Raw genomic sequence first — 23,292 nt, forward strand, 5'->3', positions numbered from 1 at the left:
AAATACTCGCAAATATGCAACTGTCTTAGTTTAATAGTTTATTTAACTGGGAGCTAGAGGCTGAGGTGATAAGGGTGTGGGGCAAGTCACAAGTCACAAGTCACACCCTTTCTTCACCGATCGCTTTGTGGAGACGTTATATGTAACGTCTCCTCTACTCTCTTACCGATTGCCTTGTCCTCCTGACTCCTGATTTCCACCGTCTGTCTGTGTTGGCAATGCCTGAGATGTAGAACAAGGATTGTTCCCTCCTGAAAATTCCTTAAATCGTCGATCGAGTTCGGTATTTGCAATCCAAGCATTGTCTCCTGGTTTTAATATCCGGCGATCGCCAGTTGAAGATGTAGAAGTACGGGAGAATTCAGGGTTTGAGCAGACTTGCAGCTGCGTCCAAGTCTCTCGCTGCTGGGAGGGCAGTTTTGATTCGTTTAGAACTTTGACGATACTGCCCTGGGGCAAAGTAAAATCGGGTGCATTCAGTTGGGGTGGCTCGGGAGAAGAGTTGGTCGCTCCTGCTTGGCGCTGGAGGGGGGTTTCCTGCTGAGCCTCATATACTCTTTCAGGCGATCGCGCAACATTTGTAGTATCGTTACTGTCACTATTTGCTGCTGGGTTTCGCTCTTGCCAATTGTGATTGTAAGCCAGCCAAAGTCCTGCTGCCGCACTTAAGAGCAAACCGATTCCCAACACTATTGGGAGCAACCACGATCGCGATTGTTGCGGTGGTGGTAATGGTGAGAGTAACTGCGTATTGGCGATCGGGACGTAGTTCTCGATCGCATCTTCCGTTGGTGGTTCTGAGAGAGTTACGGCAAATGAAGATGAGCTGACCGCACCATTACTCGTTTTGTCTAACGACTGACTGTAACCAAGCGGAGTTTCTGGCTCTTGCACCTTTACCTGACAATGTACTAAAGCAACGGTAATATTATCGTGTCCGTTAAGGTTGTTACCAAGTTCTACAAGCTGCTTAGTTGCTGTAGCGACATCCATATTCCCATCTAAAATTGGCAAGATTTCTGTTTGCCAGCACCGATCGACTAAATCGTAATCGCTCAAGCCATCAGAACACAAGAGGAATACGCAGTCTTCATCCAACACAAACCGCTGTACCGTGGGATGTACCGATGCACTCATGCCGATCGCTTGGACGAGAGAACCAGCCGAGGGTTGTTGTAGTGCTTCTCGATAGACAGCATAACCCAACCGTACTTCACGGGCAGCTACATCATCGTCTAGGGTTATTTGATGGCAACCCGTGCGCGTCACCCAGTAGGCGCGGCTATCACCAACGTGAGCAATATATATTTCATGTTGATGTCCTACTGCCATCACCAAGGTTGTCCCCATTCGCTGTCTTCCTTGACGATGCTCTTTGTCGTTACGGCTACTGATACATTCGTTTGTCTTGCGCGTAAACTGTTCTAGAGCATGAGTGAGGGTATTCGGGTCTAAACTTGCTTCATCTAGCGGCAGCTGTTGTACCTGGTGCTGTAGCGTTTCGATCGCTAGACTGGAAGCAACGTTACCTCCTTCGTGTCCGCCAATCCCATCGCAGACAATTGCGATCGCTTTTGCTTCTGGTGGTTTAGCAAGTGTGGTGCCGCTGGCTGGATAGCAGGCATCTTCATTTCGCTGACGGCTAGGACCAGTATCGGTGCAAGTACTAATCTGGAAACTCCGACTGGGGGCAATGTCTCTATTCGTAATGTTTTGCCCTAATTCCAACAATCCTCGATCCAGACACGCTAGCAATTGCTCCGAGTTGACGATTTCTCCTTGTTGCAATTCTTGGCTTAATTGTTCTATAAATCCACTCACGCTTGGTCGAGCCTCTTTAGCGAGCTGCGACCAAGATTGACCGAGTTGCGCTAGTGTGGGACGTTCGGCATCATCCAATTGCAATTGCAACAGCCTTAGTAACGATCCTTCTACTCGTAAAAACTGGGGGACGAGCAAGCTAGAGGCTACGCCTTCGCTATATAGGGGTTGCCACAGTTGCGCAATTTGCCATAACCAATTGAGCTGGCGTAAGCTAGAAACGGACTGCCAAACAGCAGTCATCTGAGGCATTAGCTGTCCTGCTGTTAACACACCATCGGGATAAATCGGTGCTTGTTCCAACAGCAAAATTTCTTTTTCAGGTGGTTCGCGATCGAGCGATACTAATCCGTATACCTGCGGAACTTGGAGACGATACGCGACTAGTCTCAAATAAGGTCTAATTTCATTAGAAATATCTAAATAAGGAGAGTCTAGCAGTAAACCAGGTTGAGTATCTAAAACAATTCGCTCGGCTTTGAGGTAAAAGCGTTCCGCGATCGACGTTCCGATCTCGTGGAGTTCTGTGCCTTGCCCGACAACCCACAAGTAACGTTTAATTAAGGATGTACCGCAGCGCTGACAAAACTTGTCGCCTTCAGAGTTGGCAGCCTTACACAGATCGTTTGGACATTGGATCGTTACCTCATTATTTTGCATAGCTGGCGCACCGATTAGCCATATTAAATCAATTTAAAACAGCAGACGTAAGAGACGATTAAACTGCTCATTCATGTTTATATCTCTATATTTAGCTTCCCGCACGGCAATTGCGCTTCTGTTCTTATATTTTTGCAAGATCTGGATGCAGTTGTTACCTCACTTCCACCCAGATGATTTGAGCATTAACTTTAACAAGCTTTGACTATCGATTGCAAACATGAATTTTGAATAAATTGTGATTTAATCGCTTGGCGCAAGCAGCTAAATCTGCTACAGTCCTACCCGCTAGTGTAGTCTCTCGCATTCAGCCGAGTCTAATTCGCGATCTATCTACTACTTTAGCGATTTCAATCCGATTGTTTAGCTTAGAACGCCCTGTGTTTAGAGCCGAGGCGAGCAATTTGCAGACCTAGCGTTTTGTAGGTAAGTATTTCCTACTTACGAAGGAGGCGATCGCGAACCGATATTCTTAAATTTTAAATAGTGAATTGGTCATTACGTTTTTAAGAGATTACAACAATTATGGATAACAACCAAGAAAAAGAAACGCATCGTGCAGTTAATCCTGGTGATGTTATCGCTGATGAAGAGCAATCAGTTGAAGAGAAAAAGCAACAACTTGCTGTAGATTCCCCAGATATCACTGGCGACCATATTCAAGTTCCTACCTATTTTGCTGTAGAAGAACCAGATGGCGAAGAAAAAGCTTTACACCATGTCAAAGACGCAGAAGAAATTTCTGATGTCATTCGCCAGTCAAGAGTTGACGAAAACGGCGAACGCACTTGGTGGTAGCTCCCGTACTCGCTGTATTCCGCTTTAGAATGAAGGTCTTTGTGAGATGAAAAGCAGTCGCACTTGAGCGCGAAATAGTTATTTAAAGAAGGGGCGCATTGTGATGCGTCCTTTTAATTATCTATTCCTTACTCCTCTATCGATTATCTTCCACGGCAACTTGTGGCAGTCCCATACTGTAGTTAATCGCCCGACTATTCAAGTTGTAACTAATCCGACCGCTTTGTAGCAGCGATCGAATCAAGTGTTCCAAATCCGAGCCAATGCGGCGTAGATTGTAATCGGTCAAATCCGCGCCACTGTGAGACTCCACCAGTTCGTCAAATTTGCCGTATACCGTTTGTAACGCATCTTCATTCCAAGTTAATTCATTATCGGGGTCAACATCTAGCGTCAACACCTGATTGCTAGGAACGAGTTCGCCATCTTCATTAACTTCCGCAGAGAAAATCCGAACGTGGCGGGTTGTGGACTTAAGTAGCTGCTCTTCCATAAGTAGGGATTCTAACTTGACTTTATGGTATTGAGTTTATTCTATAGGAGTTGGTTGACAGTTGTTGGTCACAAGTCGCAAGTCGCAAGTCGCTGATAACCGATCGCGGACTACCGAGCAGAAATCATTCCAGTCTGACGAGCGTAAGCAAAAATACCACCAGCATCAATTACAGGTTTAATCTCTCCTAGAGATTTTAGAGAATAGGTTTGGTCTAGCGTATGATTGATGATTTGATTTTTGTCAAAGTCAACCGTGACTTCTTGTCCAGTCACGAAGCGATCGCACAGTCGCTCGCCAGACTCCCAAGGATATAATTCGCCTGTAGAAACACAATTACGGAAAAATATTCGCGCGTAAGATTGAGCGATGACTGCTTTCACTCCAGCAGCGCCAAGAGCGATTGGTGCATGTTCGCGAGACGACCCGCACCCAAAGTTTTCTCCAGCGATAATAATTGGATAGCGTGTTTTCATTTCATCGGCAGCAATAAACTTGCCGTAGCGATCTGGTAAGCCAATCATGGCGTAACTACCAAGCTTCTCATACTCATCCGGCTTGGAAGGAACCAGCGTTAAATATTCTGCGGGAATGATCTGATCGGTATCGATATTATCATCAACTACAAAAATTAAACCGCGAACGCAAGTACTCATTAACAGCAGTCTCCAAAGGCTTATACCATGATATTTTACTTATCCTATCGCTGGAAGAGACGAGAGAAAGCCAATCGAGAGTTACGGAGAATTTACCATGACTCACGACTCGCTTCGCGGGAAGACAAATTTTTAACAAGTTATCCTGCCCTAAGCTGCTGAAACAAATTGATGTAATTATTTATACTGAATTGACCGGATGACAAATAAAGTCCAGAATTGACATGGAATGGTTTCAGGTAAAGACCCTTTCCAGGAAGCAGCAGCAATATTACTAATACTACTGTATCCAGATTTGTAAAAATTAAAACTAAACTTTATCCGTAGTGCAGGCGAAATACAAAAAACTATTGAAAGCCTTACAAATTCCTTACACAAACTTTACTGTAATTAATCTTAAAGGTTGAATAATAGTAGTTGTCTCTTAAATCGACTCCTAAATTTTCATCATATAACCTGGGCTGGCACGCGCCGTTTACTGTATCTATGAACGTATAACGAGATCGGTAAATGCAAATACGACATTCTTTACAAAACTACTATCTGCTACTAGCTGGAGCGCGATGCAAGCACTTTTTGCCTAGCAGGAGGTTTGGTAAAAAATACCACAGGAGGGAGACAAGAGCCAAGCACCGAGCATCAGTGGATGGGGAAAGCTACTAGCAATAACTGCTTGGAGATGCTTTCATCAGCATCAGCTAGAGTCTCAACTAAATGTTTGGTAAAGCTAGCGATGCTGAGAGCGATGTATTTCAGACAACTCTGCTAGCAACTGCACACCCAATTAGAATTTGTTTAAAGCAATGAATCCTGACGCAGCATCACATCCAAATCGACAGCTAGAAGTCGGTGTTTTCGAGTGTGAAATTCATTTGAAATTTCGGCTGATTGAAGAAAATTGTGTTTTGAACGATCGCGAAAAATTATTAGAACTCTTGATTGACGCATTTACAGCGGGTGCAGATGAATACTTAGAGCCTTTGCACTCCTGCGTGAAAACCAAAGAGATCTCTGAGCTAGAAGCCTCTTCCCACATGCGTCGTCAACTGATGCGACTGCGCAATTCTTCTAACCTTACATAGGCTCGATCTGCTAGAGATCGAGTGGAGCGAATTTTTTCTGCTGAAAGTGTTGACAGAACTCGTTAGATTCGCTAACCTAGATAAGGTTGAACTCAGACGCGCCCCCATCGTCTAGAGGCCTAGGACACCTCCCTTTCACGGAGGCGACGGGGATTCGAATTCCCCTGGGGGTATATGAAAGACAAAAGAGGTAGTATTTACTACCTCTTTTGTTTATTTGTGCCAAGACTTTTCCATCTGCTCGTGCGCTCCCTGCTATCTATAACTCCTCAACGCGGCGGCGAATGGCTAGCAGGTTCGATCGCAAATCCTGCCGCAGGCGGCGCTCGACAATTGCTACAGGCATAGTACGCTTGGGCAATACTCGCACTGTATAACAGAGATTTGTGCCTGGATTTTCACATACAAAGTAAGGTTCTAGCAGCCACTTCCCAGAATAAGCTTTTAAATCTCCCTCAACCATGTCGAAATGAATTTCGTGGGGAAATTTTTCTTCTAAATCTAAAACGACTCTGGCAGAAAAGTTGAAACGCAGCAATCGCTGAGTTCCAACTTGCTCTAGACGAATGCCACCATGAGGATGAGCTAGCCGCCGACTCACCGCTAAGTTAGGAATAAAATCGGCTAAGGTGTCGTAGGCTGTCAAAACTTGCCACACCTTTTCTACGGGGTGGGAGATCTGAATTTTAGCGGTAATTTGACGTTGACGGTGTGCCAATTCTTCTGTCTGTACTTCCACATCCTCGGCTGAAGATGCAGCATCGATGTCGTCGCCATTGGTATCATCAAGCTCGAAATCGAGATCGGATTCGTCGTACTGTTGAGTCACTGTTCGATGATAATTAAACTGTAGATAGTTAAACTTTAACGAGCAAAGGTCTGTGGTAGGGTAATAGTAAAGCAGGTTGCGTAGGCGGCAGCAGAATCATCGGTCGGATTGCTAGTTACTTCAATATTGCCATTTAAATGCTGTACTAAGCATTTTACTAAAGCGAGTCCCAATCCTGTACCCTGAATGGCTTGCTGTGTCACACCTTGACCGCGCCTAAATTTTTCAAATATATACTTTCTTTCTTCTTCAGAAATACCAGCACCAGTGTTGATCAGTTGTAAAACAATTTGGTTAAGCTGAAGATCGACTTGATGCGTGACTTGCAAAACTACAGTTGTATCTGGGTGAGAATACTTCCCGGCATTGGTTAAAAGTTCTTGAAGAATGCGATCGAACGCTTCCTCGTCTGTTTGCGCTAGTAGAGAAGATTTTGGGATATCTAACTGAATGTTTAATCCTTTATCTACCCAAGTTTGTCTGAAAGACTGAGATAAGGCTTGCAGTTTAACTTTGAGATCTATAGTTTCTAATTTCAGCGGTGCTTGGTTTGATTCAAGTTGCTGAAGCTTGAGCAAGTTAGCAATCAAGTTGATTTCTCGATCGCACTGTTCTTCTAAAATATCCAAATACTTAGCCTGACGCTCTGGAGTAATTCCTTGTTGCCGTAACATCCGAATCGCCAAACTCATGCTAGTTAGCGGTGTGCGTAACTCGTGGCTCATCGTACTGAGGAACTCATCCTTTAACTGATTGAGTTGACGTAATTGTTCGTTGTGCTTGCGGGTTTTCTCATAAAGTAAACTTTGAACTTCCAGACTGCGCTGGAGTTGCAAAGTCCGGTCGTCTACGAGAGATTGTACCTGACGTAGCGTTTGGTTTTGAATAATTGCCGTCCCAATTTGGGCGCAAACCAACTCTACCAGCGATAATTCTTCTGGATGCCAGTGGCGATCGCCACAGTGTTGCAAAACTAAAAAGCCTAATACTGTCCCTTGGCTTTCGATTGGTAAAATTAAGGCAGCAGGAAATTGCGAAAAATCAAAAATTGGCGCTAAACAAGATGTTAGCTCGCTCAACTGTAGATCGCTTTTACTGGCGATCGCTATTGGTTGCGGTGAATTCACGAGCGCTTGTTGGCACAACCCACATTCGGAAAGCCAAAAAGACTGTTCGGCGCTCTTGCTATGATGCGCTCCACAAGTATATGCTTCTACGTCCTGACACCATTCGCTGGCAATTGTTGCTTTAGCTCTAGGTAGTTTTTCTCTGACTCTGTTTCTCAGTTGTGGCTCGACATACTTCAATAACAGAATCGAGGCGCGACTGACTGCCAAAGCTTGAGCTGTACCCGCGATCGCCATTTGCAGCACTTGATTCAGCTCCATCGAGCTGCGGCTAGCGACTGTGAGTTGATTAAGTAAAGCTTTAGTACGAGCAGCTGTCTGGATTTGCCGTTGTAGAGTAGCGACAGACTGGGCTTGGGCGAGGTGAGCGAGCGCGATTGATAGCGATGTCATGAGTTGTTGAGCTGCATTTGCAGCTAGCTCATCCCACTGACGGACATCGTAGCAAAGCAAGCTAATAACGCTAGTGAGCTTATTTTGCTCCCAAATCGGAATTTGTAATACTGCTTTAATTGTAGGTGGGAAGTCTTTATCTTCTGTTAACGCTTCATGGGTTAGAGCATGAAGATTGTCAATTGCCAGCAAGCTAGCTTGAGTAGGAATTGTCGCTGCTAACTTTTGGAGTGGCTGAAGGAGCTTTTGCGGCGAGACAGAGACTGCTGCATTAAAATACCACGAACCCACTACCGATGTTTCTGTGACTCCAGGGGCAAACGTAATTATACAGCCATCTACTTGAAACACTTCTCCAAGTAATTTGGCAATTTGCGTTAGTGCTGTTTCTGAGTCAGAGTGACTCAATGCGACTTGAAGGATCTGTTGTCCCAGTTGAGCTAAGTCTTCTGCTGGCTGCATTCGTGTGAGGGAGATTTTGGGCGATCGCTCTGGTAAGGATGAGTCTGATGAAACAGAAACATTTTTCATCCGTGAGGTGTTTGTAGATGATAACCGGACAACTTCAGTTGATAGCGATTTGAGTGTATCCCCACTCCAGCGGTTGATAGCAGATTTTTTATAAACAGTCCAGTCTTGGCTAACACGCTTTCTCACCTTAGATTACTCCTTCCTACTTAGGATGCCCAAATTAGCCAGAGCGCGACCAAGCAGGTACTAAATTTAAAAAAACTTAGATCGACTTCTACTGCAACAGCAAAATTTGTATTTTCGATTATCTAGATTATCTTGCTTCAAAAATCGCTGGATCGGTATTTTCCCTGATTATAAAAGCTGTGAGTCAGAGGTACTCCGCAGATTCCGTTAGGTAATTTCCCTCTATATCTTAAGTATGCCTTCCGTACCCTTCAGGAGACAGAATATACAGCTTATGGGGGGTAGGGGGATGTAAGAGTGCTGAGGGGGATAAGGGAGACAAGGAGGACAAGGGGGACAAGGGGGACAAGGGGGACAAGGAGGACAAGGGAGACAAGGGAGACAAGGGGGACAAGGGGGACAAGGAGGACAAGGGAGACAAGGGGGACAAGGGAGACAAGGGGGACAAGGGAGACAAGGGGGACAAGGGAGACAAGGGAGACAAGGGGGACAAGGGGGACAAAGAAATAATTTATTTTGACTTTTAGCTTTTGACTTTTGACTTTCCTTCGCCCCTACTCCCTGCTCCCTGCTCTCTTCTTATCCTGCCAAACTTTCCATACTCAAGGGTACTAAGTCGCCGTTGCTGGTAAATCCTAACATCATAGCCTCTTGTGGTTGGATCGTTTGTCCCGTCAAAACGCAGCGTTCCTCTGTTTGTGCTGTCGCTGGAATACTAGCGCGGATATCAGCGCGAGAAAATTTCGGTTTCCAATCACCTGATTTTTGCTGTACGTAATTCCACAGAATATCTCGGATCAAAGCTTGATATCCTTGGTTACCGGATATCTCTTTTAATTTTTCTTTTAATTCCCTCTCTAGACGGATGCTAGTAACTTCCATGTCTGTTGTAGGAATGCGAGTGAGTGTATGCATCATGAATTCTCCTTAAAAGATCTAGACAACTCAGTAATACAAGTGTAGTATCTTTAAAGTAAGGATTAAATAACTCTCTGCATTAGGTATAACTTCAGTGAAACGTTTAGGCTTCATCTCTCCTCTACTGGTTTGCGCCAACTGTCTCGGCAGTTGGGAATCAGTAGCTATGGCGGTGGAGTCTTTGTTTATGGGTGGTGCAGCCAGATTTTGGCGGCTAGGCGATCGCCTCAGTCAAGCACAATCCGCAGAAATTAACGATAATTTTGGCTATGGAAGCATTGAGCTACATTCGTCAGAACCACGAACACAACTAGATAGCGGGAGGTACAGGTATAAAACTGTACCTTTATCAGGGTAGAACCACTTACAGAAATTTCAGCCCCCGCTTCTGAATTAATTAGAAACGGGGGTTTTTGTTTGGTGTTTTTTGTCTAGAAATTTTTGAGGACAACATTTTTTATAGGAGGAGTACGGCTGTGGCAATCGCAAGTCAAGTGTTAGAGCAACCTGTAGTCGTGTTTTCGCAAAATTACTTACCCATCAGTCGCATCAACGTCAAGCGTGCGATCGCGCTGTTGATTCTGGGTAAAGCTGAAGCACTTGATTTTGGGCAAGAGACAGAATTATTTGTGCGATCGCCCAATTTAGTCATGGCTGTTCCCTCCTATATTCGTCTAACGTTTACCAGTACGGAACGAATTTGGAAGATTCCCCCTGTGAATCGCAGGGAAGTGTTACGCAGAGACAATTACGCTTGTCAATATTGCGGTAATAACAAGCGCTTGACAATCGATCACGTCATTCCTCTCTCTAAGGGTGGATTACATACGTGGAATAACGTTGTGGCAGCTTGCGAACAATGCAACCAGTATAAAAGCGATCGCACCCCACACCAGGCAGGAATGTTACTGCACTCTAAACCCAAAGCACCGATTCATCCAACAGTTGCTTTTGCCGAAAAATTCTGGCGCTCGGAGCATCTCCCGCCAGACATAGGAGGAAACTCTATCTCATGCTGAAATTGAATTACACTGAAACTGGTTTTCACTTAGAGCATTTGACTCAATCCTTAGAAGAGTGGGTTGCAATGCGAGCCATATTCGCCCTGCGCGTAGGCGAATCCATTTGCATAGAACCTAGCACAGCTTCATTTCTATTACCTGGGGATTTACCACAGTTGAATTCACTCGCAACCGCGATCGAACGATATGGGACAGATGAAGTTGCATTAGAAAAGTGCGACGCAGAATATGTAGAAATCTGCTTGCAAGGATTTTGGTTAGCATCCGATGCTGAGAATGCCGCAGGCGTGTTTGTCACATCTTTGTCTTACCCGATCGAGTTATTGTTATTTCATTTGTGGCAAGAATCTCAAATGAGTGCTGCAATGAGCGATCGCTAAGCAAGTCAAAAGTTAAAAGTTAAAAGTCAAAAGAATGTCTGTTTAGGGCGCATGAATTTATTTGTGCGTCCTATTACTGGTAATTGGTAATGGGTAATTGGTAATGGGTAATTGGTTAATTGGTGTTCTTCTTTGCGTCTATCTTGTGAGGAACCACTTTGCGTCTTTGCGGCTAACGCTACGCTAACGGCTTCGCCTTCGCTATCGCTAACGCCTACGGCTGATGCGCGACACAAAATCACAGCTATTACTGACACGCGCATACCTACCTTCGGTCGTGCGATCGCACCTGGATAAATAAACTATTAGTACTACCCATCTATACTACAATTCTGTAATACGCTTAAATCCATTTTCTACAAGAGCTACAGCCAATTTCAAAAAAAGTTTCTCCAAACCCTTGACATTTTTGTAATACAATTTGTAGTATATATGTAGTGAGTCGAGAGACAAATCTAATCCCGAAACAATAATGTTTTACATTCACATAATTAATCGAGGTGAAAAGCCTTCAGACTTCCCATGCGATAAATCTGATTCTAATTGCGATCGCACGGCATTAGAATCAGCCCAAAATAAAAATTCTCGCCGCGCAAAAGCAAAAGCCATCGAAATTATGCGTCATATTCAACAAGTTTATTATTTAGAAAATCGATGGTATTTATAATAGTTAAAAATTCTTTTTTTGAACCTTAAAAATTGAATATTATTACCTATTTTGTGGATTTAGGGGTTCGATTCCCCCACTCTCGTCATCCCCTGGTAGCTCAGTTGCTAGTAGCACCTGTGTGAAGAACAGGAGAGCGTTGGTTCGATTCCAACCTGGGGGGTTGTAGGTTCGAGTCCTACTATCCCCATTTGGCGAAAGTCAAAAGTTAAAAGTTAAAATTCAAAACAAACGATATATGGCAAAAACATTTATGCTGTTAGTAAGAAACAGTATAGCAAAGAAGCAATTAAATTCATTTTTCAATAACTATATTGCTTGGAAAGCAAGACTAAACTGGATTCAGCAAGTTTAGATATATTTTAGCGATCGATGACACAAAAATATGTACAAAAAGCAAAAAGAACCTAACTTAATAGGCGCTGGATGGCAACCCCTAAATAGAGACATCGACCTCAATTATCTTTGGGAAACTTGGTTGAATAATCCGTGGGAAGTATCTCATAAAGCTATGAATGTAGTCAGCTATATTGCTGATGCACTCGGTCGAGAACACTATGCTTGGTGGGCAAATTTTTTAAACTTATTCTACGAAACTACGCGAGAAGAAATTGATGAGTTCTGGAACTTCATCACGCCCGAACCACTTACGCCAGATAATCGATATAGAGATAGTTTATCAATTGAGACACCTGTTGTTAAGTCGGTGACACGCGATTTAATTCCGATTGAACAAGTTCTGTTAAAACTAGAAGAGATTACTATTTTTAGACTCTTAAGTTTTTTAGGTCGTCCAGATCTAATTACGCAGTACAGTACTGGAAAATATTTCTATTACCCACCAGAAAAATTTGTTGAATGGAATAAACTCAAAAGTATTGGTAGTATTTTTGCGTATTGGTCGGAACATGAAATTTGGCTGAGAATCGATCCACTTTATAGTATGGATCGCGATCGCCGTTATACTATAATGGCAAAGAAACTCGCACCATTGGTAAACAAAGTCACTTACGATCTTGCCGTGATGTTAAGTGGCTACCAAAGTCGGATCGGACAAGTTCACAGTCAGTTTGCTATTAATTCTTTTCCGGCTGACGTACAAAGTTTTACTGATGCCGTTCAAGAGAAAGTTTTTACCCAAAACCAATTGGCTGTATTAGTGTATGGTAATCCTGGTACGGGAAAGACAGTTTGGGCGCAAGCCGTAGCAAAAGAAATTCTCGCCCCACTGGGATATATTATTTTTATCCTCGACCACGCGGCTGTAGAGAATTTTGTTCCGCCGAGTTATTTAGAACGAGTTTGCATTATTATCAACGAGGCTGATAACTTAGCTCCCGATCGCTCTACAGAAATCGCACAATCAAATTATAAAACCGAGCGGATTCTCAGCTTACTCGATGGCACGTTATATCAAAGTGTCATTGATGAATCGGGCATTCAGGAGCAACAAAAGTTAGTCGTGTTGATGACTTGCAATACGACAGAAAGATTAGACCCGGCGATGTTACGCAAAGGAAGGATAGATTTGATGTGCGAGTTCGCGCACCAATTCGTGTAATTCGATCGCATCGGACTCAATTCTGCTGAGAATTGAGCCGCTTTGTTACCCAACTCGCCAACCCGCTAATAATCGTTCCAGCCATGAGAATACCGATCGCGGGAGTAAAAACAGGTTGCCACAGCTTATACCATAAGTCTAAACCCAAGGGTAAATGCAAGACGTGACCAGCAACTGCGATCGCCAGCCAGAAGAAAGCAAAGAGGACGAGAAAGAAATCTGCTACTAGGGCAAGATTTATCCATTTGAGAAATTGCTCTTTCATATCAATTTCATAGATATTTCTTCAACAACAGTCCCAACTTTTCTTGAGTTGCCACAGGCACTTTATTTAGGGGTGTAAGAATAGCATACTTTAAAGCGGAGTGCGCTTCTGAGGCAGGAGGATTTTTACTCAAGCGCCGTACCGTTTCTTGAATTACCATTTGGGCATTCTTGGCATTACGTTGCAGGTTAGCAATTACCATCTCGACGGTAACGCTATCGTGGTCTGGATGCCAGCAGTCATAGTCTGTTACTAAGGCTAGGGTAGCGTAGGCAATTTCTGCTTCTCTGGCTAACTTTGCCTCTGGTAAGTTGGTCATACCGATAACCGTTGCACCCCAACTGCGGTAAAGGTGAGATTCTGCTTTGGTAGAAAAGGCTGGACCCTCCATGCAAACGTAAGTTCCGCCACGATGTAGGGTAACATCTGAGAGATTGAGACTGGCGATCGCCTCAGTTAAAATTCCCGCTAATCGATCGCATACCGGATCGGCGAAAGCAATATGGGCAACTATTCCCTCACCAAAAAAAGTCGAGATGCGATTTTTCGTGCGATCGATAAATTGATCGGGTACGACCATATCTAAAGGTTTCGCTTCCTCCTTCAAAGAACCAACAGCAGACGCAGAGATGATGTATTCTACGCCTAACTGTTTCATCGCGTAGATATTGGCACGAAAAGGTAATTCTGAAGGTAAAAGCGTATGATTGCGACCGTGACGGGCGAGAAAGGCTACCCGCGTTCCTTCTATGGTTCCCACAATTAATGCATCTGAGGGCGCACCAAAAGGCGTATCAACTTGCACCTCTTCTACATCCTGAAGTGCTTCCATTTTGTAGAGTCCACTGCCTCCAATGATGCCAATTTTTGCCTCTGCCACGATTTTCGCTCCACGCAATGCCGCAACGTCAGATTATTCTAAGGCAAATAAGCAACAAAAAACCGCTTCAATCAATTTGCAAGATTGTCAAGCGGCTGACCTCTGGAGTATTTAGCTGTCTCCAATATTTGTAGGATTAAATGATTCCCGGTCCTTTGTGGCGTTGGTCGCCTTCTTCAGTCAGCTTGCCTTGTTCGTCTTCATTCAGTTCTTCTAGTGTTTGCTGGCGTTCGGCTTCTTCCGCTTCAATCATGGCGGTGCGATCGCCTGGAGTTTCGTAATACATTTCGGGTTCAACTGCATAGTTATTGGCTAAACCCTCTTGGTCTACAGTAGCACCACCTGTAACATTAAGGCTTTCAGCACCCGCTTGTTCTTCAGCTGTTTCCCGATAATCTTCACCTTCACGATCCATACGAGCTGCTACCTCTGCTGGAATGATGCCCCGATCTGCTGTTGAGGTATCCATCTCGTCATTACGGGTAACTTTTTCTTTAGATCTTGCTTCACTCATGAATTTTTCTCCCAATAGATTTGTTTATTGTTGGGATCGATGCTAAAACTTTCCTTTAGCTAGATGGATCTACCTTTTGGAGAGTTTGTGTCAAATATAAGAATTGAATATCTCTATCTCAAGATGTAATTTGAGTTACATTCCTCAGTAATCTTTAATAGCTCAAAAACTAAAAAATGCAATCTAGCTTAGCTATTTTATGAAGTCACGTCATAGTTTTTGACTGCTGACTCCTAATTTCTGACCTCTTGTTGTCATATTTGCATCATTTTTATACTGAAAACTAGAAGCAAAATATTGGAGGCAAACAACTATGAAGCATGGAGCATTCTTGAGTTTAGCCTTAACAGCAGTTATGGGCGCGATCGCCATTCCTATGTTGCCTAGCTTTGCCCAAGCGCAAAGTAGAACTAGAATTGGCGATCTACAACAACGTGCCAGAGGTACAGTCATTTCTGGCGAAGTCGTCAGCGTTGTTGGTAACGATTTCACTCTTAGAGATGGTTCGGGAGAAATTATTGTCGATGCTGGTCCCCGTTGGTGGCGAGAAATTAATCTCAAACCAGGGGAAGAAGTCAGTGTAAGAGGCGAGATCGGCAAAAAAAGTGGCGAGTTTGATGCCTTTTCTATCACTCGTGCTAATGGTTCCACGATTGAAATTCGCCCTGCTGAGGGTCCGCCGCCTTGGGCAGGCAAGCCAAAGCCCGAACGTCTGCCTGCCGCTGCTCAGCCAGTAAAACCGTAAAGTGGTACTGCTGTAAAACTAGAGCGATTGGCAGGAGAAATAAAAGAGCAAATAATAAGGGGTGCAGTTATAGTTTGCACCCCAGTTTTGATATAGAGTTTTAAATTTAGAATTGAACTGTTGTTATATAGCTTCAAGACTCTCAGGCTAGATTTCGGAAAATCTACTTTTGGTTGATGAGGTTTATTTGTGTTTATAGATTACATTACGTTAATGTTGATTAACATGGTCGCTGGGTTGTTTTTACTGGCGTACTATGTCTATGCTGGCTTGGACGATCCCTACCAAAACAAATGGATTCCTGGGTTTGGAATTACGGGCGCGATCGCACTTACCACTGGATTGCACATGACATTAACTTGGACTGTCAGAGGCAGTTTCAATATTGCATTTGGCGAAACTAGCGTTCTGTTTGGCATCCTGTTTATTGGTACGTCTATTAGTTTGGCAAAAGGCTGGGAGTTAATTACTCTAGCGATTTATGGTTTCTTTGCTGGGCTAGTCGCAATCGTAGTAGGCGTACGCCTGATAAATTTGGGATTGACGAAACAACCTATCCTCTCAGGCATCGGCTTCATTTTGACGGGATTAGCCGGAGTTTGTGCCGCGCCAACACTCTGGTACTTTAAAAATAATCGTTTGTGGCGCATCGTTGGAGCAGTCGGATTAATTGCCGCTGCATTAATTTGGGCGCTGACCGGATACATGGCTTATTGGAGTCACTTAGATAGCTTTCAGCAGTGGGTTCCAGCACCAATGCGGTAGACTGCGATCGCCATTGAGACAGACACGAATTTTGTACGGGCGGGTTTTTTCCAACAGCTTTGACTCTGATAGATATTTTAGATAAACCCGCCCCTGCGCATACATAGCTGTTCTATCAGCCAGAAATAAAGTTCATTGCCACACCATTCATGCAATAACGCTTGCCAGTCGGTTTGGGACCATCCTCGAAGACATGACCCAAATGCCCGCCACAGCGACGACAATGGACTTCAACTCTGGTCATAAACAGTGACTTATCTACAGATGTCGCGATCGCACCTTCAATCGGAGTAAAAAAGCTGGGCCAGCCAGTACCGCTGTCGAATTTAGTCTGCGAGGTAAATAGCGGTAAGCCGCAACCAGCACAGACATATGTACCTTTGCCATATTGCTTATCTAAGGGACTAGTCCTTGCCCGTTCGGTTCCGTGTTGACGCAGGACGCGAAACTGTTCTGGTGTTAATGTTTTGCGCCACTCTGCCTCAGTTTTTTCGATCTCAAATTCATTATTTGCCGTTGCCATATCGTCCGATCTCCAAGGTAGATAACGCGATAACAGCGCCATGCCAACTACTGCTGCACTAGCGTGTAAAAAATCTCGTTTTTTCATCATTTATATATTCTGACCGATGATTTGTATAAGCGCGATCGCACCTCATACACGCTAAGCAAAAACTCTGAGTTCCGGCTGAGATGAAAATTAAAGCCAGCTAAAAATCATTGACTTCTGACTTCCTCCGATCGTTTATCTGTAGAATTGTTGTCAATAGTTCGCAATTAAAACTCAAATCCCGAACCATTAAGGCTGGGACTACGCATTCCTATCTTCTCTATTTGTTAATTCGTCATCGTCAGAGATCGAGCTTATGAAAGGATTGTCAACCAAAAATCTCTCTTTAGCTTACGACGGTACGCCGATTATCCATGACTTGAATTTGGCAATCCCGACAGGACAAATTACTGCTTTAGTTGGTGCAAATGGTTGTGGTAAATCGACGTTATTAAGGGGACTGGCAAGATTACTCAAACCTCGTGGTGGTGCGGTCTATCTCAATAGCACTTCGATTTTGCAGCTTTCTACCAAAGAAGTCGCCCAACAGTTAGGAATTTTACCTCAAGCTCCAGTCGCACCAGAAGGGTTAACAGTACGGGATTTAGTAGCACAAGGGCGTTATCCCTATCAAAACTGGTTGCAACAGTGGTCAGTACAAGATGAGAAGATCGTTCAACAGGCACTCTTGATTACAGATTTGCTAGAGCTAGCAGAGCGATCGCTAGACACTTTATCAGGCGGACAACGACAGCGAGCTTGGATTGCAATGGCTTTGGCGCAAGACACGGAGATTTTACTTTTGGACGAACCGACGACTTTTCTCGATTTAACCCACCAGATAGAAGTTTTAGATTTGTTGTATGAGTTAAACCACCAGGGACGGACAATCGTGATGGTGTTGCATGACTTAAATCAGGCGTGCCGTTATGCCGATTATTTAGTAGCTGTCAAAGATGGTCGAATTTTTGCCGCTGGATCGCCAAAGCTAGTGATGACTGAAGATACGATCCAAGAGGTTTTCGAGCTGGAGTGTCGTATTGTTGCCGATCCAGTTTTGGGAACACCAATGTGCGTACCAATAGGACGTAAGGGCAAGGGAAATAAATTATAAATAAAATTGTTGCTAATGACTACCATCGCTATTATTGCAGGTACATATCAACCCGATCGCTGTGGTACTGCCCACTATACTGCTTACTTGAGACAAGCACTGGCAAAACAGGGGGTGAATTCGATCGTACTCACAACTCAGGCTGCGGCAACAGCGATCGACGACCCTAATGTTAAGGGAGTCGTGACAGATTGGGGATTGTCTCAAATATTATCTCTAGTCCGTGCTGTCAAATCTACTGCTGCCGATCTGCTTCACATTCAACACGCAGCTGGGACGTACTGCTTTCAACGCCCGATTTTTCTCCTACCACCCCTATTACGAATTTTTGGCTACCGAAAACCAATTGTCACCACCGTGCATGAGTATGGTTGGTGGGAATGGCAACCAAAAGGAATTCCACCTCAGTTTTTGGAATGGCTGAAAATGTGGGGACAACAGCGGGGATGGTGGGATCGAGAAGATGGTTTTTTACTCACGGGAAGCGATGCCATTATTACGACTAACGCCGAGGCAGAAAGTGTCATCCTCAAACGAATGCCAAATTATACCGATCGCTTGCACCGAATTGCGATCGCCGCAAACATTACAGTAGTTCCGATCGATCGCCAACAGGCGCGACAGCAGCTACGACAGCAATTTGGTTGGTTGTCAGATAGTTTTGTAGTTGTCTTTTTTGGCTTTCTGCATCCTGTTAAAGGCATCGAGTATTTATTATCGGCATTTAGGCAAGTTGTGACTCAACAGCCCCAGGCGCGATTGTTATTACTGGGAGGTGTAGAAAGTTTAGCTTTACAGGCAGAAGCAGCGAAATCTTATTGGGATCGGCTGCAACTATTAGTCAAGGAACTCCATCTGAACGATCGCGTTTCCATGACGGGTTACGTAAGTGGTGAAACAGCTTCTCACTACCTCTCTGGAGCCGATCTGGGCGTGTTACCCTTCAATCATGGCGTGACGCTCAAAAGCGGCTCCTTACTGGCTTTAATGGCGCATGGTTTGCCTGTAATTGCTACTCGCAGCACTCCACCAGATCCCGATTTATTAGCTGAAAATCTGTTGAAACTCATACCAACTCGCAATGACACAGCACTAACCGAGGCTTTGCTCAAACTCATTCCAGATCGAGCGAAATGCGATCGCCTCAGTGCTACAGCCAGTCAATTAAGCGATCGCTTTACTTGGTCTGCGATTGCCAAAGCACACGACAATATTTATCAGCAATTACTAGCAACTAAAAACTCAAAATTTAAAGTAACCACAAGCTAACCCTTTTGCGTCTTAGCGCCTTTGCGCGATCGCTTTTAACAACCTTTAACTGACAACTGATAATTAATGGCAACCAAAGTTATTTGTCACCAGAATAGTTCCCCAGCGAGTTTTCTGAAAAGTCTGAAATTCTGCTCGCCATCGTTTTTGTAACTCAATCGGAAAAACTTGTTCGCCCTTGCCTTCTAAAAAAATCGTGCAGGCTTCAGTTGCCATAGCTTGAAAATCTTGTTGACTAAACTTATTTGCAACATCTGGATTGGGAAAATCAATTCCTGGGGCGCGAAAATAGATTTCAATTGGAGTTCTGACCAGCTTTTTTCCTGCTTCAACAGCAAAGATAGGTTCCATAGTTAGGAGTGGTTCGGGCGTTTTGGTAAGTGCTACAACTGTCTGATAATAACTAGGATTACGATTATTTGTCCATTGCTCGTACAACGAGGGAAATGTATTTGAAAATTGATATGAAAAAAGCAGGATATAAATAATTAACGAGATAAAATTTGCAGCGATCGCACTTAGAGGAAGACGTTGACAAAATTGGTAAATTCCTATTCCTAACCCAAATATACCAAAAGCAAATGCTGGTGCAGCACCTGACATATAGTGAGGAAAGAAGTTTGAAGAAAGAAAGGTGCTAGTTACGACTAAGCCAAGGAATGCTAAAGCGTAAAATCTTAATTTTCTTTGCCAAATAGCAGTATAGATTAGTCCGCCGCAACCAAGTAGATATAAATATATATCTTTTTTAGCTTGTAAAAGAACAAATAACCGCTCGAATCTCCCAGTTGCTTCGCGGTTTATTTGTCCGAATACAATTTGGTCAAGACTGCGAGGAACAAACACAAAATAGATAAATAAGATAAATATTGCTAGAACACCGAGTAAAAAATATTTTTTTAATTCTCGCGATCGCTGTACTCTTGACTCTTCAGAGTAGCTCATAGCCAAAGCCAGAAAAGAAAAATTTAATAAGTTAGGTAAAAATAGTAACACGGAAAAGCCAAATAAGAGAGCTTGTACTATTGGCTTCCATTTCCACTGCTTTTGACAGACCCCTAAATAAAAGAATACAATTAGAAAATTGTTTGCCATTTGTCTAATTGCTAGAAATCGAAAATCCTGAAACATCAGTTCGTGAAATGTCAGGTAAAATAAAATGGCAAGAATGGCGGCTGAAGAATTATCTCGTAACTTTTTACAAGTTAAATAAAAGGGAACGACGGCAAAGCAATTTAAAGCAAGAAATAACAGCCGTACCCAATACATATTTCCGGTTAATTTCAAGACGATGCCACTGTATAGCGGTAACAGCGGCAGATGCCAAAGCGGAAAATCTTTGTGGGGGGCGAGTCCTTCCAACATCAATCGACCCGCTTCTGCATAAACTCCTTCGTCAGTAAATGGAAACGCTGCTAAATGTAAGTAACGGGCTTGTAGGTAGAAGAAAAAGCTGGCAATGCAAATTACTGGCAGAATATGATACCAGCCATAACTAGAGCTGCGATCGCGTAAATCTTCCTTATTTCTTCTAAACCTGAGATTTTGTGGCAAGTGTAGACAGAAATTTAAGTTAGTAGTTTCGGCATACAGTAGATTCTACTGCTAGGAGCGAGAATTTGCGATCGCATATCGTATCTATATTTCGTGCCTTTTGAATTTTCGACTACGGCAAAAGAGATCCCCCCAACCCCCCCTTAAAAAGGGGGGCTTTTGTTTGTGGCGTTGGCAGGGGGGCGATTTGTTCATACCGTCGGAAGGGGGCTTTTGTTCATACTGTCAGAAGCGGACTTTTGTTCCTAGTGTCGAAAGAGGGGCTTTTGTTCCTCCCTTGGAAAGGGGGGCTAGGGGGGATCTGAGTCTATGGCTTGAGAAAATTAATGATTCTTTGTATAAACTGAGCGATCGCTTATTCCCAACCGCTTTCCTTACCAGCTAACTCCATTTTCACAGTGCGACCGCCATAGTTTTGCTATTTGTCTCGTAACGTAGCTCAATTTCAGCAAAATTTAACTCTTCATCAGAGGACACCTCGATCGCCCCGAGTAAGAGGGATTAGGGCGATATTTGCGATCGCCATTACAAGTTTAACAAGTATAAATACTCTAGCTTTGGGACTCGGCGATCGCGATCGTTTCCACAAACAAGTTTATTTGTATTTTGTAACTATTTATATAAAATAAAAACACAAAATTGTTTTAGTAGGATAATTTAAGCTTAAATAGAGTTTTCGGAAGATATTAGAGAAAATATTACTTTTTTAGCTCAGAAATACTGATTTACTCTCTTTTTTATCTGAAGATGCCCTTTCATTTCCCTTGCCCTTGCCAGATAATGACAAGTAATCGAACCAAAAACGGCGATCGGCAAGCTAGTACAGCACGACAGAAATAAATCATCAATAAGGAAAAGTACCAAATGCCCACAACATAGGGCTTTTGATTTTTAACTTTTGACTTTTGACTTCGTGTACTTCTTGAGCCAGAGCCATAACAAAACAACGATAGGAGCCAACCCAACGTGAAACTTGCAGTCTACGGAAAAGGTGGCATCGGTAAATCTACAACGAGCTGTAACATTTCTGTCGCTCTTGCCAAGCGCGGTAAAAAGGTTTTACAAATCGGGTGCGATCCAAAGCACGATAGTACCTTTACCCTGACAGGATTTTTAATTCCCACCATTATCGATACGCTTCAGTCAAAAGACTATCACTACGAAGATGTCTGGGCTGAGGACGTGATTTATAAAGGCTACGGTGGCGTAGATTGCGTTGAAGCAGGGGGACCACCAGCGGGTGCAGGTTGCGGTGGTTACGTCGTTGGCGAGACAGTCAAGCTGTTAAAAGAACTCAACGCCTTTGACGAATACGACGTGATTCTATTTGACGTATTGGGTGACGTGGTATGTGGTGGCTTTGCTGCTCCATTAAACTACGCTGACTACTGCATGATTGTCACCGATAACGGTTTTGATGCCTTGTTTGCAGCTAACCGCATTGCTGCTTCTGTGAGAGAAAAAGCACGCACCCACCCCCTACGATTGGCAGGATTGATCGGCAATCGTACCGCTAAACGCGACCTGATCGATAAATATATCGAATCCGTACCCATGCCCGTATTAGAAGTATTGCCGCTCATCGAAGATATTCGCGTTTCTCGCGTCAAAGGCAAGACTTTGTTTGAAATGGCTGAGTCCGATCCTTCCCTAAATTACGTCTGCGATTACTATCTCAACGTCGCCGACCAAATTTTGGCGCGTCCAGAAGGAGTTGTGCCAAATGACTCGCCAGATCGCGAATTATTTGCCCTGTTGTCTGATTTTTACCTCAATCCCACCAAACCACCTGTTCCATCTCCAGAAGAAGAACTAGACTTGATGATGGTTTGATCGGTCTAGTATTTTTGGATGAGGTGTAAAGTAGATGGCATTTTTCACAGACTTAACGGCATCTTTAAAACAAAAGTGGGTGCAATTCTTTCATGCCAATCATGCTTGGATTGCTAAGCAAATGGAAGTAGAATACGTCACCACGCCCGATGGTGGAAGGCGACCATCTTCTAACCTCATCCTGGGAGTTGTGAGCGCGCTGGAACCGCAATTAGCGGAATTAATGATTCCTTTTACTAAACTCAATCCCGATCTCAATGCTTTAATTGACGTTCTGGAGTTAAATTTTGACCCAGAAAAGCTATCGAGCGATCGCCCGCACAATCCGATGGGAAACCCCCATCCCTCTAATCCTGACACGCAAATGGATGCGCTCATGGGTATGATGGACGATCGCGCCGAAAGCGAACTAGATGCATTATCTACGGGTGATGTCCCTCCTACAACAGCGCAGGCAACTGGGCAAACACCTGACGCAAAAAAAAATTTTAGTCAGTCTGACTTCGGCGATATCTGGGCGGACGAACAGTCTGCGAGTTCTAACCGTCCTAGAGAAGGTAAAACTGGCAACGACGAGATTTCACGTTTATTTCCTGAATTTTAATTGGGGAGTCGGGAGTCGGGAGTCGGGAGTCGGGGAATTTTAGATATTGAATGAATCTTTCCTCCGTTGTCTCCCTTGTCCTCCTTGTCTCCCGTGTCTCTCGGCTCCCCATTCATCCTTTAAATCAGAAGGGGA

At 43.8% G+C, this 23,292-nt stretch carries 26 protein-coding genes and 2 tRNA genes; 15 read left to right on the forward strand and 13 right to left on the reverse strand.

What is annotated here, in order from left to right; translation table 11 throughout:
- Positions 1-162: 162 nt before the first annotated feature.
- Entirely contained in the window at positions 163-2,481 is a 2,319-nt protein-coding gene (locus CHRO_RS21995) for a protein phosphatase 2C domain-containing protein (RefSeq protein WP_015156431.1), read from the reverse strand.
- A gap of 525 nt (positions 2,482-3,006) precedes the next feature.
- Between CHRO_RS21995 and CHRO_RS22000 the strand changes: the two genes are divergently transcribed.
- Entirely contained in the window at positions 3,007-3,279 is a 273-nt protein-coding gene (locus tag CHRO_RS22000; RefSeq protein WP_015156432.1) for a hypothetical protein, read from the forward strand.
- 136 nt (positions 3,280-3,415) lie between these two features.
- Here CHRO_RS22000 and ndhM read toward each other — a convergent pair whose 3' ends face one another.
- A complete protein-coding gene (gene ndhM, locus CHRO_RS22005; RefSeq protein ID WP_015156433.1) occupies positions 3,416-3,772 on the reverse strand; it encodes an NAD(P)H-quinone oxidoreductase subunit M in 357 nt (118 codons plus the stop codon).
- A gap of 110 nt (positions 3,773-3,882) precedes the next feature.
- The gene (locus tag CHRO_RS22010) at positions 3,883-4,428 is read right to left on the reverse strand and encodes a LeuD/DmdB family oxidoreductase small subunit (RefSeq protein ID WP_015156434.1); all 546 of its coding nucleotides are present in this window, start codon (positions 4,426-4,428) and stop codon (positions 3,883-3,885) included.
- Positions 4,429-5,231: 803 nt separating this feature from the next.
- Here CHRO_RS22010 and CHRO_RS22015 point away from each other — a divergent pair.
- Positions 5,232-5,510, forward strand: a complete 279-nt coding sequence (locus CHRO_RS22015) for an Npun_R1517 family heterocyst differentiation transcriptional regulator (RefSeq protein WP_015156435.1) — start codon at positions 5,232-5,234, stop codon at positions 5,508-5,510.
- A 100-nt stretch (positions 5,511-5,610) separates the two neighbouring features.
- A tRNA-Glu gene (locus tag CHRO_RS22020) sits at positions 5,611-5,683 on the forward strand.
- An 86-nt stretch (positions 5,684-5,769) separates the two neighbouring features.
- Here CHRO_RS22020 and CHRO_RS22025 read toward each other — a convergent pair.
- Positions 5,770-6,339: an SRPBCC family protein gene (locus tag CHRO_RS22025; protein ID WP_015156436.1), complete on the reverse strand. Its 570-nt coding sequence runs from the start codon at positions 6,337-6,339 to the stop codon at positions 5,770-5,772.
- Positions 6,340-6,374: 35 nt separating this feature from the next.
- Positions 6,375-8,516 (reverse strand): GAF domain-containing sensor histidine kinase, encoded by a 2,142-nt coding sequence (locus CHRO_RS22030; protein ID WP_015156437.1) that lies wholly within the window; start codon positions 8,514-8,516, stop codon positions 6,375-6,377.
- A 297-nt stretch (positions 8,517-8,813) separates the two neighbouring features.
- On the opposite strand from CHRO_RS22030, the gene CHRO_RS30815 reads away from it, so the two are divergent.
- Positions 8,814-9,026, forward strand: coding sequence for a hypothetical protein (locus CHRO_RS30815; RefSeq protein ID WP_219335990.1), 213 nt, complete (start codon positions 8,814-8,816; stop codon positions 9,024-9,026).
- Between the two features lie 69 nt (positions 9,027-9,095).
- Here CHRO_RS30815 and CHRO_RS22035 read toward each other — a convergent pair whose 3' ends face one another.
- On the reverse strand, positions 9,096-9,431 hold the full coding sequence (locus tag CHRO_RS22035; protein WP_041463407.1) for a ribbon-helix-helix domain-containing protein: 336 nt from the start codon (positions 9,429-9,431) through the stop codon (positions 9,096-9,098).
- A gap of 97 nt (positions 9,432-9,528) precedes the next feature.
- On the opposite strand from CHRO_RS22035, the gene CHRO_RS22040 reads away from it, so the two are divergent.
- From CHRO_RS22040 to CHRO_RS22050, 3 genes are all read left to right on the forward strand, one after another.
- Positions 9,529-9,792 carry a hypothetical protein gene (locus tag CHRO_RS22040; RefSeq protein ID WP_015156439.1) on the forward strand — a complete coding sequence of 88 codons (264 nt, stop codon included), beginning with the start codon at positions 9,529-9,531 and terminating at the stop codon, positions 9,790-9,792.
- Positions 9,793-9,910: 118 nt separating this feature from the next.
- Positions 9,911-10,453 carry an HNH endonuclease gene (locus CHRO_RS22045; RefSeq protein ID WP_015156440.1) on the forward strand — a complete coding sequence of 181 codons (543 nt, stop codon included), beginning with the start codon at positions 9,911-9,913 and terminating at the stop codon, positions 10,451-10,453.
- Positions 10,447-10,836: an alr0857 family protein gene (locus CHRO_RS22050; protein WP_015156441.1), complete on the forward strand. Its 390-nt coding sequence runs from the start codon at positions 10,447-10,449 to the stop codon at positions 10,834-10,836. Before CHRO_RS22045 ends, CHRO_RS22050 begins: the two co-directional genes overlap by 7 nt.
- A 26-nt stretch (positions 10,837-10,862) precedes the next feature.
- Here CHRO_RS22050 and CHRO_RS22055 read toward each other — a convergent pair whose 3' ends face one another.
- Complete coding sequence (locus CHRO_RS22055; protein ID WP_181824222.1) at positions 10,863-11,093, reverse strand: hypothetical protein; 231 nt, start codon at positions 11,091-11,093, stop codon at positions 10,863-10,865.
- A 226-nt stretch (positions 11,094-11,319) separates the two neighbouring features.
- On the reverse strand, positions 11,320-11,445 hold the full coding sequence (locus CHRO_RS34530) for a hypothetical protein (RefSeq protein ID WP_255410077.1): 126 nt from the start codon (positions 11,443-11,445) through the stop codon (positions 11,320-11,322).
- A gap of 147 nt (positions 11,446-11,592) precedes the next feature.
- Between CHRO_RS34530 and CHRO_RS22065 the strand changes: the two genes are divergently transcribed.
- Together CHRO_RS22065 and CHRO_RS22070 are read left to right on the forward strand one after the other, a co-directional pair.
- A tRNA-Phe gene (locus tag CHRO_RS22065) sits at positions 11,593-11,666 on the forward strand.
- Between the two features lie 222 nt (positions 11,667-11,888).
- On the forward strand, positions 11,889-13,064 hold the full coding sequence (locus CHRO_RS22070) for an AAA family ATPase (RefSeq protein WP_015156444.1): 1,176 nt from the start codon (positions 11,889-11,891) through the stop codon (positions 13,062-13,064).
- A 16-nt stretch (positions 13,065-13,080) separates the two neighbouring features.
- Here CHRO_RS22070 and CHRO_RS22075 read toward each other — a convergent pair whose 3' ends face one another.
- The 3 genes from CHRO_RS22075 to CHRO_RS22085 all read right to left on the reverse strand — a co-directional run bounded on the left by CHRO_RS22075 (position 13,081) and on the right by CHRO_RS22085 (position 14,723).
- Positions 13,081-13,329, reverse strand: a complete 249-nt coding sequence (locus CHRO_RS22075; protein ID WP_015156445.1) for a hypothetical protein — start codon at positions 13,327-13,329, stop codon at positions 13,081-13,083.
- 7 nt (positions 13,330-13,336) lie between these two features.
- The gene (locus CHRO_RS22080; RefSeq protein WP_015156446.1) at positions 13,337-14,209 is read right to left on the reverse strand and encodes an S-methyl-5'-thioadenosine phosphorylase; all 873 of its coding nucleotides are present in this window, start codon (positions 14,207-14,209) and stop codon (positions 13,337-13,339) included.
- 136 nt (positions 14,210-14,345) lie between these two features.
- Positions 14,346-14,723, reverse strand: a complete 378-nt coding sequence (locus CHRO_RS22085; protein WP_015156447.1) for a hypothetical protein — start codon at positions 14,721-14,723, stop codon at positions 14,346-14,348.
- Between the two features lie 313 nt (positions 14,724-15,036).
- Here CHRO_RS22085 and CHRO_RS22090 point away from each other — a divergent pair, with 313 nt between their 5' ends.
- On the forward strand, positions 15,037-15,468 hold the full coding sequence (locus CHRO_RS22090; RefSeq protein WP_015156448.1) for a NirD/YgiW/YdeI family stress tolerance protein: 432 nt from the start codon (positions 15,037-15,039) through the stop codon (positions 15,466-15,468).
- Between the two features lie 189 nt (positions 15,469-15,657).
- Positions 15,658-16,233 carry a DUF981 family protein gene (locus CHRO_RS22095; RefSeq protein WP_015156449.1) on the forward strand — a complete coding sequence of 192 codons (576 nt, stop codon included), beginning with the start codon at positions 15,658-15,660 and terminating at the stop codon, positions 16,231-16,233.
- A 115-nt stretch (positions 16,234-16,348) separates the two neighbouring features.
- Here the strand turns inward: CHRO_RS22095 and msrB are convergent, their stop codons facing one another.
- A complete protein-coding gene (msrB, locus tag CHRO_RS22100) occupies positions 16,349-16,843 on the reverse strand; it encodes a peptide-methionine (R)-S-oxide reductase MsrB (protein WP_041462592.1) in 495 nt (164 codons plus the stop codon).
- Positions 16,844-17,099: 256 nt separating this feature from the next.
- On the opposite strand from msrB, the gene CHRO_RS22105 reads away from it, so the two are divergent.
- Both CHRO_RS22105 and CHRO_RS22110 read left to right on the forward strand, forming a co-directional pair.
- Positions 17,100-17,897 carry an ABC transporter ATP-binding protein gene (locus tag CHRO_RS22105; RefSeq protein WP_015156451.1) on the forward strand — a complete coding sequence of 266 codons (798 nt, stop codon included), beginning with the start codon at positions 17,100-17,102 and terminating at the stop codon, positions 17,895-17,897.
- A 15-nt stretch (positions 17,898-17,912) separates the two neighbouring features.
- Positions 17,913-19,166 carry a glycosyltransferase family 4 protein gene (locus CHRO_RS22110; protein ID WP_015156452.1) on the forward strand — a complete coding sequence of 418 codons (1,254 nt, stop codon included), beginning with the start codon at positions 17,913-17,915 and terminating at the stop codon, positions 19,164-19,166.
- 63 nt (positions 19,167-19,229) lie between these two features.
- On the opposite strand, the gene CHRO_RS22115 is transcribed toward CHRO_RS22110, so the two are convergent.
- Positions 19,230-20,720: a hypothetical protein gene (locus tag CHRO_RS22115; protein ID WP_015156453.1), complete on the reverse strand. Its 1,491-nt coding sequence runs from the start codon at positions 20,718-20,720 to the stop codon at positions 19,230-19,232.
- A gap of 966 nt (positions 20,721-21,686) precedes the next feature.
- Here CHRO_RS22115 and bchL point away from each other — a divergent pair.
- Complete coding sequence (gene bchL, locus CHRO_RS22120) at positions 21,687-22,553, forward strand: ferredoxin:protochlorophyllide reductase (ATP-dependent) iron-sulfur ATP-binding protein (RefSeq protein ID WP_015156454.1); 867 nt, start codon at positions 21,687-21,689, stop codon at positions 22,551-22,553.
- Between the two features lie 34 nt (positions 22,554-22,587).
- Positions 22,588-23,157, forward strand: a complete 570-nt coding sequence (locus tag CHRO_RS29930; protein WP_015156455.1) for a DUF5331 domain-containing protein — start codon at positions 22,588-22,590, stop codon at positions 23,155-23,157.
- Positions 23,158-23,292: the final 135 nt, after the last annotated feature.

The sequence above is a fragment of the Chroococcidiopsis thermalis PCC 7203 genome, assembly GCF_000317125.1.
GTDB classification, from domain to species: domain Bacteria; phylum Cyanobacteriota; class Cyanobacteriia; order Cyanobacteriales; family Chroococcidiopsidaceae; genus Chroococcidiopsis; species Chroococcidiopsis thermalis.